General features: G+C 74.1%; 4 protein-coding genes. 3 read left to right on the top strand and 1 reads right to left on the bottom strand.

Annotated features, from left to right (window positions below):
- Positions 1–4: 4 nt before the first annotated feature.
- Positions 5–928: a sulfite exporter TauE/SafE family protein gene (locus ACN28G_RS10070; protein ID WP_421478962.1), complete on the bottom strand. Its 924-nt coding sequence runs from the start codon at positions 926–928 to the stop codon at positions 5–7.
- Positions 929–1783: 855 nt separating this feature from the next.
- Between ACN28G_RS10070 and ACN28G_RS10065 the strand changes: the two genes are divergently transcribed.
- The 3 genes from ACN28G_RS10065 to ACN28G_RS10055 all read left to right on the top strand — a co-directional run bounded on the left by ACN28G_RS10065 (position 1784) and on the right by ACN28G_RS10055 (position 14803).
- Positions 1784–9340 (top strand): SDR family NAD(P)-dependent oxidoreductase, encoded by a 7557-nt coding sequence (locus tag ACN28G_RS10065; RefSeq protein WP_421478961.1) that lies wholly within the window; start codon positions 1784–1786, stop codon positions 9338–9340.
- Between the two features lie 52 nt (positions 9341–9392).
- On the top strand, positions 9393–14399 hold the full coding sequence (locus tag ACN28G_RS10060; RefSeq protein WP_421478960.1) for a beta-ketoacyl synthase N-terminal-like domain-containing protein: 5007 nt from the start codon (positions 9393–9395) through the stop codon (positions 14397–14399).
- A gap of 77 nt (positions 14400–14476) precedes the next feature.
- Complete coding sequence (locus tag ACN28G_RS10055) at positions 14477–14803, top strand: acyl carrier protein (RefSeq protein ID WP_091437747.1); 327 nt, start codon at positions 14477–14479, stop codon at positions 14801–14803.
- The last annotated feature ends 2 nt before the right edge of the window (positions 14804–14805 follow it).

Raw genomic sequence — 14805 nt, 5'->3', positions numbered from 1 at the left:
CCGGTCACCGCGCCGTGCCCACGTGCTCACCGCCGTCGGGGTCGGCCACAGCCGTGGGGACGCTGCGCTCGGCCAGGTGCCGCCGCAGCGACCAGGACACCGCCGCCGCCCAGACCAGGGCGACGACCAGGTAGCAGGCGTACCGCAGCGGTGTCGGGGCGTCGATCCACTCGCTGCGCAGCAGGGTCCGGCTGTTGGTGAGGATGATGACGCCGCCGACGGCGGAGCCGAGGACCCGCGGCGGCACCATCCGCACCAGCCAGGCGGCGACCGGCGCGGCGATCATGCCACCGAGCAGCAGCGCGGCCACCCAGGTGAAGTTGATGTTCGCCGCGCCGATGCCGACCAGGAACCCCAGGCTGGCCGCGATCGCCACCAGGAACTCGCTGGTGTCGATCGAGCCGATCACCCGGCGGGGCTCCAGCCGACCGCTGGCCAGGATCGCGGGGGTGCCGATCGGCCCCCATCCGCCGCCACCGGTGGCGTCGACGAAGCCGGCCACCAGCCCCAGCGGGCCGAGGAAGCGCTTGCGCAGCGGCAGCCCGACGCGGTCGCGGGGCAGGCCGGCGACGGTGAACCGGACGAGCACGTAGAGGCCGAGGGCGAGCAGGATCAGCGACATGACCGGTGCCGCGGTCTCGGTGGAGAGTCCGGAGAGGAAGGTCGCCCCGGCGAAGGCGCCGACGGCACCCGGTACGCCGACCCGGCGGACCACCCGCCAGTCGACGTTGCCGAACCGCCAGTGCGCGGTGCCGGAGACCAGGGTGGTGCCGATCTCGGCGAGGTGGACGGTTGCCGAGGCGCTGGCGGCACCGGTGTTCAGGGCCAGCAGCAACGTCGTGGACGTCACGCCGTACGCCATCCCGAGACTGCCGTCGACCAGTTGCGCGCCGAGGCCCACCAGCGCGAGCAGAAGAATTTTACGCACAATTACCGCCGATCCGAAAGAGAATGAGTCGGGCAGTGCCGGAGCGCGGACGGCCGTCGATGGTGTAGCACCCACCGACCGACCGCTGGGTCTGAGCGGGCAGCGGGAGCACCGGTCACCTCCGGCGGTTACCGGTTTTCCCGATGTCGGGCGACAACGCCGCATACGCCATTGGGGCAGACCAGATAAAACGCTCGTTAAGTGACCTGCGCCACGCCACCTGCGACCCCTGGCCACCATCGATGTCCACCATGGCGAGGCCCGGTGCCGGACGACACCGGGCGACGGATCCCCGCGCCGGGTCCGCCAGCGCCCACCTCGGGCACCGATGCCCGGCGGACGCGGTCAGCAAGCCCTACCACCAGGGCTTTCGACGATCGTTCAGCGATTCGCATCCCACCTTCGCGATGCCCAAGTTAATCGGTGGGCAATAGCGTCTACCCGCATGGACAGGGATCGTTGGCTCAGGCAACAACATCTGGCAAGACCCGTTCCACATGCTGGGACAAAAGTGGGTGGAATCGTCCATCGAGTCGACCTTGATCCAGTTTCTTAATTGGTCACGTCGGCGACATTCGCGGCCACCACGCCTGTCGGCCGCACTCGAAGTCCACAACCGTCCACACCCGGCAGCATTTTTCCTGGCCAGCCCGTCGACAATTCCCGTCGCCTAAGTAGGAAATCTGCATGGACTTAACGATGTCGGGCAGATTTAACCGGACCGTAACTGATCGCCGCTACGTTATGACTCAGCGCGACATTGACTGCCGCGAATTACGGCCCCGGTCACCGACCGTCGGTCGTCCGGCCCGGCCTGTCGCCCTCCGCGATCCCCGTGCACCAGCTGGGAGCCAAATGAGTACTGCACCGCACACGCGCGACCTGATCATGGTGGTGAACCCCGCCGGCGCACTGGAACCCAGTCCCCGCCTCCCGGCCGCCGCCTGCTCCGCCGGCGCTCTGGGGGTGCTCGACCTGGCCGACGGCCAGGACTGGGCGCTACGGGCGCTCAGTCGGGCCGCGGCCTGGTCACCCGAGCCGTTCGGGGTCCGGGTCCCCGCCGACTGTCGGGCCACCCCCGACGAGGTCGACCGGGTCGCCGACGGCCGCGTGGACCTGGTGCTGGTCACCCCGGACGGCCCCTGGCCACTGGCCGAGATCGTCGGACGGTACCGGGTGGTGGTGGAGGTGACCGGCCGGGATGAGGCCCGCGCCGCCGCGGCAGCCGGGGCGCACGGGCTGATCGCCCGGGGCATGGAGGCCGGCGGCCGGGTCAGCGACCTCAGCACCTTCGTCCTGCTCCAGCAGCTCGCCGCCGACGACCGCCTCGACCTGCCGATCTGGGTGGCCGGCGGGATCGGGCCGCACACCGCCGGCGCCTGCCTGGTCGGCGGCGCGACCGGGATCGTCCTGGACACCCAGCTCGCCCTGCTGCCCGAGTCGGAGCTGCCGGCCGACGTGCAGGCCACGATCCGCCGGATGGACGGCTCCGAGACCGTCCTGCGCGACGGTTTCCGGGGCATCCGCCGGGGTGGCCCACACGACCCGGACTCCGAACTCCTGCCGATCGGTCAGGACGGTTGGTTGGCCGCGGTCTTCGCCGACCGCTGGGCGGACACCGGCGCCGCCGTCCGGGGGATGCGCGCGGCGCTGCTCGCCGCGCTCGACGACCCGGACGCCGGTGACCTGCTGCGCCCCGGCTCCCCGCTGGCCGAGACCCTCGGCGTCCGGGTGCCGGTCGCCCAGGGCCCGATGACCCGGGTCAGCGACGAGGCCGCCTTCGCCGAGGCGGTCGCCGACGGCGGCGCGTTGCCCTTCATCGCCCTGGCCCTCAACGGGCCGGACCAGTGCCGCCGGATCCTCACCGAGACCGTCGAGCGCCTCGGTGACCGGCCGTGGGGCGTCGGGGTCCTCGGTTTCGCCCCCGAGGAGCTACGCGCCGCGCAACTCGACGTCATCGCCGAGGTCCAGCCGGCCTGCGTGATCATCGCCGGCGGTCGGCCGCCCCAGGCCCGCGCCCTGGAAGACCGGGGGATCAGCACCTTCCTGCACGTACCCTCCCCCGGCCTGCTCCGGCAGTTCCTGCGCGCCGGAGCCCGCAAGTTCATCTTCGAGGGAGCCGAGTGCGGCGGACACGTCGGCCCCCGCGCCAGCTTCCCGCTGTGGGAGGCCCAACTGCTGGTGCTCGACGAGTTCCTGGCCGCCGAGCCGGCAGCCGCCGGGCAGTTGCAGGTCTTCTTCGCCGGTGGCGTCCACGATGCCCGGTCGGCGGCGATGGTCGCCACGATGGCCGCACCGCTGGCCGGCCGGGGTGCCCAGATCGGTGTGCTGATGGGCACCGCCTACCTGTTCACCGCCGAGGCGGTGACGCACGGCGCGGTCCAGCCGCTGTTCCAACGCGAGGCGCTCGCCGCCGAGGCCACCGCGCTGCTGGAGACCGCCCCCGGGCACGCCACCCGGTGCCTGCACACCCCGTTCGTCGACGACTTCCACCAGTTGCGTACCCGGTTGGAGGGCGCGGGGGTGGAGAACCGCCAGGTCTGGGAGAACCTGGAGCTGCTCAACGTGGGCCGGCTCCGCATCGCCAGCAAGGGCCTGCGCCGCTCCGGCGAGGTCGTCGAGTCGGTCGACGAGCAGGTCCAGGCCGCCGAGGGGCTCTTCATGGCCGGTCAGGTGGCGGTGCTGCGCGACGCCGCCACCACCGTCGCCGACCTGCACGACGCGGTGACCACCGATGTCCGCGCGCACCACGCCGGCCGGCTGGAGACGCTGCGCGAGCGGCTGGCCCCGCCGGCGGTCCAGGTCGAGGACCCGGTCGCCCCGCTGGACATCGCCATCGTCGGGATGTCCTGTATGCTGCCCGGCTCCCCCGACCTGGACAGCTTCTGGCGTACGGTGCTCAGCGGCGTCGACGCGGTGGGCGAGGTGCCGGCCCAGCGGTGGGACACCGACCTGTACTACGCCCCCGAGGTCGGCCCGGGGCAGACCGGCCGGATCAGCGTCTCCAAGTGGGGCGGCTTCATCGACCCGGTGCCCTTCGACGCGATCCGCTACGGCATCCCACCGGCCGCGCTGAGCAGCATCGACCCGACCCAGTTGCTCGCCCTGGAGGTCTCCGACCGGGCCCTGCGCGACGCCGGTTACCCGGCCGACGCCGCCGGGGTGGACCACGGCCGTACCGGGGTGGTCTTCGGCGCCGAGGCCGGCAGCGACATGGGGCACGCCCAGACCCTGCGCACCATGCTGCCGGCGTACCTCGGTGAGGTGCCCGAGGAGATGGCCGACCTGCTGCCCACCGTCACCGAGGACAGCTTCCCCGGCGTCCTGGCCAACGTGATCGCCGGGCGGGTCGCCAACCGGCTCGACCTGGGTGGACCCAACTACACGATCGACGCCGCCTGCGCCTCGTCGCTGGCCGCCCTGGACGCCGCCTGCAAGGAGCTGGTCAGCGGCGACAGCGACCTGATGATCTGCGGCGGCGCGGACCTGCACAACGGCATCAACGACTACCTGATGTTCACCTCGGCGCACGCGCTCTCCCCGACCGGCCGGTCCCGGCCCTTCGACAGCACCGGCGACGGCATCGCCCTCGGCGAGGGGGTGGCCTGCGTGGTGCTCAAACGGCTCGCCGACGCCGAACGCGACGGTGACCGGATCTACGCGGTGGTCAAGGGCCTCGGCGGGGCCAGCGACGGCCGTGCCCTCGGACTGACCGCGCCCCGCCCCGACGGGCAGCGCCGGGCCCTGGACCGGGCGTACCGGCGCAGCGGGGTCTCCCCCCGGGAGGTCGGCCTGGTGGAGGCGCACGGCACCGGCACGGTGGTCGGCGACCGTACCGAACTGGAGACGCTGACCCGGCTGTTCGTCGAGGCCGGCGCCGAACCGGGCGGATGCGCGCTGGGCTCGGTCAAGTCCCAGATCGGGCACACCAAGTGCGCCGCCGGGCTGGCCGGGGTGATCAAGGCGACCCTCGCGCTGTACCACGGCGTCCGGCCACCCACCCTGCACCTGCAACGGCCCAACCCGGCCTGGCACTCGCAGCGCAGCCCGTTCGCCTTCTACACCGAGGCCCGCCCCTGGCCCGCCCCGGCGGCGGAGCGGATCGCCGGGGTGAGCGCGTTCGGCTTCGGCGGCACCAACTTCCACGTGGTGCTCGGCGCGTACGCCGCCGCGCCGGAGCCCCGCCACGCCCGGCGGATCTGGCCGGCCGAGCTGTTCTGCTTCCGCGGTGCCGACCAGGACGCGGCCCACCAGTCGGTCCGGCACCTGCTGGAGAGCCTGCCCGCCGACGACGGCCGGGACCGGCCCGGGGGCCTCGCCGAGCTGGCCGCGGCGACCAGCGCCCGGTCCGTCGGCCGACCCGGGCCCACCCGGGTCGCCGTGGTCGCCCGCGACCTGACCGAGCTGGCGACGCTGTTGCGCCGCGCCCTCGCCGGCGAACACGACCCGGCCAGCGGCCTGGTGCAGCCGGCGGCACCGGCCGAGCCGGGTGCGGTCGCCTTCCTCTTCCCCGGGCAGGGCAGCCAACGCACCGGTGCCCTGGCGGAGCTCTTCGTCGCCTTCCCGGAGCTGCGGCACTACCTCGAACTCGACAGGCCCGCCGCCGAGCTGCTCTTCCCGCCCGCCGCCTTCGACTCCGACGCCCGCCGCGAGCAGAACGACCGGGTACGCGACACCCGCGTCGCCCAGCCCGTGCTGGGCATCGGCGGGCTCGCCGTCGACCACCTGCTGCGCCGCCTCGGGGTCCGGCCCGACATGACCGCCGGGCACAGCTACGGCGAGCTGGTCGGGCTCTGTGTCGCCGGCGCCTTCGACGCGGCCACCCTGTTGCGGCTGAGCCGGCAGCGGGCGGCGGCCATCCTCGAGGCCAGCGGCGCGGACCCGGGCACCATGGCGGCGGTCAACGCCACCGTCGACCAGGTGACCCAGACCCTCGCCGCCGCCGGACTGACCAGCGAGGTCGTGCTGGCCAACCGCAACGCCCCGAAACAGCAGGTGGTTTCCGGCCCGACCGCCAAGGTGCAGGCGGCGGTGGTCGCGTTCAAGGAGGCCGGGCTGTCGGCCAAGGCCATCCCGGTGGCGTGTGCCTTCCACAGCCCGGTGGTCGCCGGCGCGGTGGAGACCTTCGCCGAGGTGCTGGCCACCGACCGGATCGCCGCGCCAGGCATCCCGGTCTGGTCCAACCTGACCGCCGCACCGTACTCCGGTGACGCCGACGGGGTGCGGCACCACCTCGCCGAGCAGATCGGCGCGCCGGTGCGCTTCGTCGAACAGGTCGAGGCGATGTACGCCGCCGGTGCCCGCCTCTTCGTCGAGGTCGGCCCCGGTCAGGTGCTCACCCGGCTGGTGCAGGCGGTGCTCGGTGACCGCCCGCACCGGGTGGTCGCCACCGACCGCGGTCCGGCCGAGGGGCTGCGCGGCTTCCTGATCTCGGTCGGGGAGATCGCCTGCGCCGGCGCGCCGGTCCGCCCCGACTGGCTCTTCCACGGCCGGGTCACCCCGGACCCGGCCGGTACGGCACCGGCCCGTCGTCCGGTCTGGACGGTCGACGGGCAGCTCGTCCGGGACCAGCACGGCAACTGTCTTCCCGGTGGCATGACCCCTCCCCGACGGATCAAGGAGCTGTCGATGACCCCAACGAACGGCGCGCCAACCGGTACCGATCCGGGCGTCGGTGCCCGGGACGTGCGGGGCGAACTGCTCAGCGAGTACCTGCGCACCACCCGCGACCTGATCGCCACCCAGCGCGACGTACTGCTCGCCTTCCTGACCGACGGATCGGGCGGCGGCGGGCGGCTGGTCTGGCAGCCCACCGAGGCGTACCGCACCGACGGGTACACGGCCCTGCCACCGGCGGCGACGTCCGGGCCGGCCGACGGGCACCCCGCCCCGGCAGCGGCGACGACGGTGACCGGCAACGGCGGCCCGGTCGGTGGCGTGGCGCTGGCCGGCAACGGCAGTGCCGCATTGGTCGGCAACGGCAGCGCCACGCTGGTCGGCAACGGCAGTGCCGGGTTGGTGAGTGACGGCGGTGCGGCGCTGGTCACCAACGGTGCTGCGACGTTGGTGGCGACCGTCGCGCCCGCCGAGGTGCCGGCGCTCGTGCCGGTCTCGCCCGCGGTGGGCACCGTCGCCCCGGTGACCGGCCCGAGCCTGGCCGACTTCCAGCACGCGATCCTGACCGTGATCAGCGAACGCACCGGCTACCCCGTCGACCTCATCGAGGAGGACCTCGACCTCGAAGCCGACCTCAGCATCGACAGCATCAAACGCGCCGAAGTCGCCGGCGAGGTCGCCCACCGCCTCCAGCTCACCGTCGAAGGCGACGAATCCGAACTCGAAGACCTCGTCAAGGCCCGCACCGTACGCGCCATGGTCAGCTGGCTCAACGACAGGATGAGCGGGACCATCGAGGTGTCGGTCTCCACCACCGGACCGGTAGCCGCCGCACCGGTGGCGCTCGCCGCCGCGCCCACCGGCACCGCCGGGCCGGCCCTGGCCGACTTCCAGCACGCCATCCTGACCGTGATCAGCGAACGCACCGGCTACCCCGTCGACCTCATCGAAGCCGACCTCGACCTCGAAGCCGACCTCAGCATCGACAGCATCAAACGCGCCGAAGTCGCCGGCGAGGTCGCCCACCGCCTCCAGCTCACCGTCGAAGGCGACGAATCCGAACTCGAAGACCTCGTCAAGGCCCGCACCGTACGCGCCATGGTCAGCTGGCTCAACGACAAGATGAACGGCACCGTCACCGCGACGGCCACCCTCACCGCGACCAGCACCCTGACCGCCCCGGCACCGGCCCTCGAGGCGGGCGTCGCCCCGACGGAGGACGCGGCTGCGGGTCCTGCCCCGGCCGTGACCGAGGGGGTGGGTCCCGCCCCGGCCGTGACCGAAGGGGTGGGTCCTGCCCCGGCGGGGGTGGGTGTCGCGCCGAAACGGCTGGTCGCCCAGGAGAGCGTCCGGGTCGAGGCGCTGGCCGACCCGGCCGACGTGCTGGCCGGTACCCGGTTCCTGATCACCGGCGGCGGCCCGATCGGGGCGTACCTGTCGGAGCTGCTCGGTGAGCACGGCGCCGCCGGACAGCTCGGGGTGCTCGACACCGCGCAGGCCGACGCCGGCTTCGACGGCGTCCTGGTCCTCGACGGGCTCACCAACCTCGACGAGCCGCTGCTGCCGGACGTCTTCCCGCTGCTGCAGCGGGCACTCGCGGCCGGTCCACGCTGGCTGCTGGCCGCCGGCGCCCGCGGTGCCACCGGCGCCGCCGACGGCATGCCCGGCCTGTTCCGCACCATCGCCCGGGAGTACCCGCAGCTCACCGCCAGGTTCGTCGAGGTGGACCCGGCGACGGCCCCGGAGGCCCTGGCCCGTCAACTGCTCGACGAGTTGCTCACCACCAGCGACGCACCGGTGGTCGCCCACCGCGGCGACGGCCGGTACGTCGCCGACCTGGTGCCGGTGGAGCTGGGGGCACTGGCCGCCGGTGGGGCCGGCCCGGCCGGGGACGGGGTGGCCGAGGCCGCCGCGATCGGTCTGACCTCGGACTCGGTGGTGGTGCTCTTCGGCGGGGCCCGGGGCATCACCCCGTGGTTCGCCCGGGCGCTGGCCTCGGCCAGCCGGTGCCGGATCGAGCTGATCGGCCGTACCCCGCTGGCCGAGGACCCGGCCGACGCGGGCGCGGTCTCGGCAGCGGAGAAGGCCGCTCTGGACGCCGCCGGTGACAAGGCCGCCCTGGTCACCGCCCTGGCCCGGCAGGGCCTACGGTCGCCGGCCGAGATCGACCGGCGGGCACAGCGGATCCTGGCCGCCCGGGAGGTGGCCGCGACCATCGCCGAGCTGACCGAACTCGGCGCCGAGGTGCGCTACCACGCCCTGGACGTCCGGGACGCGACGGCCACCCGGGCGCTGCTGGCCGGCATCCACGCCGAACACGGCCGGATCGACGGGGTGGTCTACGCCGCCGGGATCATCGAGGACAAGCTCATCGCCGAGAAGGATCCGGCCTCGTTCACCCGGGTCTTCGACACCAAGGTCGACGGGGCGCGGGCGGTGCTGGCCGCGCTCGACGAGTTGTCCGGCACGCCGCGTTTCGTGGTCTTCTTCGGCAGCATCGCCGCGGCCTACGGCAACCGGGGACAGGCCGACTACGCCGCGGCCAACGACGCCCTCGACACGATCGGCGGCCGGTACGCCGCTGGGACCGGGGTGCGCTGCCTGACCGTGCACTGGGGCCCGTGGGCCCCCGGGGCCGGCCACGGCGGCATGGTCACCGCCGAGTTGAGCCGGGAGTACGCCCGACGCGGCATCGGCCTGATCGACCCGGAGGAGGGTGCTCTCGCCCTGCTGCGCGAGCTGGCCTGGGCCGACGCGGCGGTCACCTCGGTCGTCTACACCGCCTCCGGCTGGTGAGCCCGCCGATGTCCCGCACCGCACCTGAGCAGACCGTCCGCCGGAGGCACCGATGAGCAACGGCACCACCGAGCCGAGCAACGGCACCGACTTGAGCAGCAGCACCGACCCGATCGCCATCGTCGGGATGGCCGCCCTGATGCCCTCCGCCGGTGACCTGGAGAGCTACTGGCGCAACCTGGTCGACGGGGTGGACGCGATCACCGAGGTCCCGCCGCACCGGTGGGACGAGGAGTTCTACGACCCGGAGCAGGCGCACCGGGCGGACCGGATGTACTGCCGGCGCGGTGGGTTCGTCGACGAGCACGCCACCTTCGAGCCGCTGCGGTTCGGCGTGATGCCCGCCTCGGTGGCCGAGATCGAGCCGGACCAGCTGATCACCCTGGAGGTCGCCGCGCAGGCGATCGAGGACGCCGGTGGACCGGACCGGCTGCCCGAGGGCGAACGGGTCGGGGTGATCCTCGGCCGGGGCGGCATCCTCAGCCCCGCCCAGGCCCGGTACGCCCAGCGGGTACGGATGTCCAGTCAGGTCATCAGCATCCTGCGGGAGCTGGTGCCGGACGTCGACCCGGCCCGGCTGGAGCTGCTGCGTAAGAAGTTCGACGAGCGGCTCGGCCCGTACCAGCCGGAGGGGACGATCGGCCTGGTGCCGAACCTGGCCGCCAGCCGGGTGGCCAACCGGCTCAACCTGCGCGGCCCGGCGTACACCATCGACGCGGCCTGCGCCTCGTCGTTGATCGCGGTGGACCAGGGCATCACCGAACTGCGCAACGGCCGGCTGGACGCGGTGCTCGCCGGCGGCGTGCACCACGTGCACGACATCAGCTTCTGGTCGGTGTTCAACCAGCTCCGGGCGATGTCCCGGCAGGGCGAGATCCGGCCGTTCGACGCCGCCGCCGACGGGCTGCTGATCGGCGAGGGCACCGGCGTGGTGGTGCTGAAGCGCTACGCCGACGCCCAGCGCGACGGCGACCGGGTGTACGCCGTCATCCGCGGCAGCGGGGTGTCCAGCGACGGCCGTTCGGCGAGCATGTTCAACCCGGCGGTCTCCGGTCAGGTGCTGGCGATCCGGCGGGCCTGGGAGTCGGCCGGACTGGACCCTCGGGCACCCGACGCGTTGGGGCTGCTGGAGGCGCACGGCACCGGCACCCCGACCGGTGACGCCGCCGAGCTGACCTCGGTGGCCGAGGTCTTCGGGCCGTACACCGGTGGGACCCGGCCGGTGATCGGCTCGGTCAAGTCGATGATCGGGCACACCATGCCGGCGGCCGGTATCGCCGGTCTGATCAAGGCCGCGCTCGCGGTGCACCGGGGGGTCCTGCCGCCCACCCTGCACTGCGAGTCGCCCCGGGCCGAGATGGCGGCGACCCGCTTCGCGCCGATCGCCACCGCCCGGCCGTGGGAGGGCGACGGGCCCCGCCGGGCCGGGATCAACGCCTTCGGCTTCGGTGGGATCAACGCCCACCTGATCATCGAGCAGGACCCCCGCTCGGTGGGTGCGCCGCAGGTGGCGGCGACCGCGCCGGCCGCCGGGGCGGTCACCGTGGACGAACCGGACCAGGTGCTCTGGCTGGCCGCGCCGGATCCGGCCGGCCTCGCCGGGCTGCTGGCCCGCGACGACCACGAGGTACGCCGACTCGGCGCGGAGGTGGCCGCCCGCTCCGGTCGGGACGCGTCGGGGCGGGCCCGGCTGGGCATCGTGAACCCGACGGAGAAGCTACTGGCGGTGGCCCGCAAGACGGTCGCCCGGGGGCAGGCGTGGCGGGGCGGGCGGGACATCTGGTTCTCCCCCCGACCGCTGCTCGCCGACGGCGCGGGCAAGCTCGCCTTCGTCTTCCCCGGCCTGGAGGCGGAGTTCACCCCGCGCACCGCCGACCTGGCCGCCCACTTCGGGTTGCCCGACCGGCAGTGGTCCGCCGCCGACCTGGGCCGGCACGGTGCCGGCCTGATCGAGGTGGGCAAGCTGCTGCACGAGGCGCTGACCCGCATCGACGTCCGGCCCGACGCCGTCGCCGGGCACAGCATCGGTGAGTGGACCGCCGCCGCGGTCAGCGGCCAGGTGAGCACCGCCGCGATGGACGAGTTCCTGGAGCTGTTCAACGCCGACTCGGTGGAGGTCTCCGGGTACGTCTTCGCCGCCGTCGGCGCGGGCGCGGACCAGGTCACGCCGTTGCTCGCCGACTTTCCCGGCGTGGTGCTCTCCCACGACAACGCCCCGGCGCAGTCGGTGGTCAACGGCCCGGAGCCGCAGGTGGAGCGCCTGGTCGAGGTGCTGCGGGGGCGCAACGTGCTGTGCCAGAAGCTGCCCTTCCGGTCGGCGTTCCACACCCCGGCCTTCGCCGAGGGGCTGACCTCGATCGGCGCGGCGTTGGGCCGGTGGCAGGTGCACCCGACCCGGATGCCGGTGTGGTCTGCGACCCTGCGGGCACCGTTCCCGACCGACGAGGACGAGGTCAACCGGGTCTTCGTCCGGCACATGATGGAACCGGTCTGGTTCCGGCAGACCGTCGAGGCGATGTACGACGCCGGCTTCCGGGTCTTCCTCCAGGTGGGCGCGGGACAGCTCGCCTCCCTGGTCGGCGACAACCTGCGGGGCCGGGACCACCTGGCGATGCCGGTGAACACGGCGCTGCGCGGCGGGCTGAACCAGCTGCGTCGGGTCGCCACCGCCCTCTGGGTCGAGGGTGCCGCCCCCGACCTCGGGGCCCTGGACCCGCCCCGGCAGGCTTCGCACGCGGCCCCGGCGGTGGGGTCCGGGGCGACCGGTGACGGCCGTGCGCCGACCACGAAGACCGGCGCGACCACCCGGCGCGGACCCCGGATGCGGCTCGACCTCGGTGGCCCGCTGGTGCGGCTCGGCCCGGAGGCGGCCGGCCTGCTCGGCCTGACCACCGCCGCCACCAGGGACCCGGACCCGGGCGTCGGCACACCGGCGGCACCGGCCGTCGGGTCCGGCCCGCGCCGGGCACCGGGCGCGGCGGCGGACCGACAGGTGTCGGGTGCCACCGCGGCGGGCCGCGCCACGCCCGGTGCCACCACGGCAGACCGATCGGCACCCGGTGCCACCACGGCGGTGCCGGCGGCAGCCGGCGGGACCGGGACACCGGGGCGCGCGGCGCCGGCCGGTGATCCGGCCGCCGCCCTGAACGCGTTGCACCAGCTCGCCGGGGAGTCCAGCGCCGCCGCCGAACTCGCGGCGCTGCTGCGCGACACCGCGCAGGGCGCGGTCGACGTGCTCGCCGCCGCCAACGGCAACCCGGGCACCACCCGCCCGGCACCACGCCCGGCCGGCCCCGCACCGGCGTCCCGCCAGGCGACACCACCCGGCCCCGTACACCAGGCCCGCCCCGCTCAGGCCGGCGCCGCACCGCCGGCGGCACCGGCACCGGCCCGCAGCGCGCCACCGCCGGCCTCGGCACGGCCGGTGGCACCGGCCCGGGCGGGCGCGGGCCCGGTCCGGCCCGCCACGGCCGGACCGGAGGTCGGCCGGCTCACCCTGCGGGTCTCCCTGCAGACCATGCCGTACCTGCTGGACCACTGTTTCTTCGTGCAACCCGACGACTGGCCGGACCCGGAGGACCGGTGGCCGGTGGTGCCGGCGACCGCCCTGGTCGCGCACATGATGGACGCGGTGGAGCAGGTGGTGCCCGGCGCCCGGGTGGTGGCGGTGCACGACGCCAAGTTCAACCGGTGGCTGATCGCCGAGCCGGCGACCGACGTCGAGATCGTGGTACGGGAGGCCGGCGCGAACCGGTACACGGTCACCTTCGCCGGGTACGCCCGGGCCACCATCGAGGTAGGCGCGGCGTACCCGGCCCCGCCGGCGGTCTGGACGCACGACCCGGCCACCGAACGCCCGCCGACGCTCGGCGCCGCCGAGATGTACGCCGAGCGGCTGATGTTCCACGGCCCGCAGTTCCAGGGCGTGACCGAGGTGCACGCGCTCGGCGACCGGCACGTGCGCGGCGTGGTCACCGCCCCGGTACCGCCCGGCGCCCTGCTGGACAACGCGCTGCAGCTGATCGGCAACTGGCTGATCACCACCCAGCCGTTCCGGACGGTGGCGCTGCCGGTGGGGCTCGGCCACGTGCGGTTCTTCGGCCCGCCCCCACCGGCCGGCCGGGCCTTCGAGTGCGTGGCCCGGGTCCGGTCCATCGACGACGGCACGCTCGTGGCCGACACCCAGCTCAGCTTCGCCGGCCGGGTCTGGGCGCAGATCGACGGCGCGGTCGACCGCCGTTTCGACAGCCACCCGCAGGCCCGGGTCGCCGAGCGCTTCCCCGAGCGGTACCCGATGTCGCACCTGCAGCCGCAGGGCTGGACGATGGCCTTCGACTGCTGGACCGACCTGGTCACCCAGGGCATGGCGGCCCGGGGCATCCTCGGCGGCGCCGGTTACGCCGAGTACGAGCGGCAGCCGGCCAAGGCCCGTAAGCAGTGGCTGCTCGGCCGGATCGCGGCCAAGGACGCGGTCCGGTCCCGGTTGTGGGAGGACGGCCACACCGACATCTATCCGATCGAGCTGACCGTCGGCAACGACCCGGACGGCCGGCCGTGGGTGCGCGGTCGACCCGGCCGGGGCCTGGGCGACTGCGACGTCTCGATCGCGCACTGCGCGGAGGTGGGGGTGGCGATCGCCCGGTTGCGGACCTCCGACGCGGCCGGCGGCGCACCCGGCGTCGGCATCGACGTCGCCGAGATCACCGAGCATCCGGACAGCACGTACCCGTTCGCGCTCACCGGCGCGGAGGCGGCGTTGCTGGCCACCCTCGCCGATGCCGACACCGAGGCGCGACAGCGCTGGTTCACCCGGTTCTGGGCGGCGAAGGAGGCCGTCGGCAAGGCCGAGGGCACCGGCCTGGACGGTCGGCCACGCCGGTTCGAGGTACGCGCGGCCACCGAGGCCGCCCTGGCCGTCGAGGTCGACGGCCGGACGTACCAGGTAGGGCACCGGGAGGTCGCCAACCCGCCGGAGCTGCCGGCCCGGCGCTACGTGGTGGCCTGGACCTGGGGCCCGGAGCCGGACCCCGCCACACCGCCCGGGGTGGCCCGGGCATGACCGGTCCGCCGTGTGTCACCGGCCGCGCCAGCGGCACTCCAGGTCAGTCCACCGGATCAGCAGAAGGAGCGTCCACCATGCCCGCGGCCCAGGCCACCATCCTCGCCGACCTCACCGAGATGATCAACGCCGTCCTCGGCGACTTCGCCACCGACCAGGCGGTCACGATGGACACCACCTTCCGCGACGACCTGGGCATGGAGAGCATCGACGTCGTCTCGCTCGCCGGCCGGTTGCAGACCCGCTACGGCGACCGGGTCAACTTCGCCCACTTCGTGGCCAAGCTGGACCTGGAGACCGTGGGCGAGCTGCGGGTCGGCCAGCTCGTCGAGCACATCGCCGGCTCACTGGCCGAGGCCGAGGCCAACGGGACCGGCGACGAGGTCGGGGCGGGCAGCCGGTGACC

Source organism: Micromonospora sp. WMMA1923 (assembly GCF_049179195.1).
GTDB classification, from domain to species: Bacteria; Actinomycetota; Actinomycetes; order Mycobacteriales; family Micromonosporaceae; genus Micromonospora; species Micromonospora yangpuensis.
The sequence above is the reverse complement of the archived record's forward strand: the minus strand, read 5'-3'. Positions and strand labels throughout refer to the sequence as shown.

Excerpts from the sequence above, each read along its gene's own strand:
- ACN28G_RS10065 (WP_421478961.1), top strand. The coding sequence starts at position 1,784 with ATGAGTACTGCACCGCACACGCGCGACCTGATCATGGTGGTGAACCCC.
- ACN28G_RS10060 (WP_421478960.1), top strand. The coding sequence starts at position 9,393 with ATGAGCAACGGCACCACCGAGCCGAGCAACGGCACCGACTTGAGCAGC.
- ACN28G_RS10055 (WP_091437747.1), top strand. The coding sequence starts at position 14,477 with ATGCCCGCGGCCCAGGCCACCATCCTCGCCGACCTCACCGAGATGATC.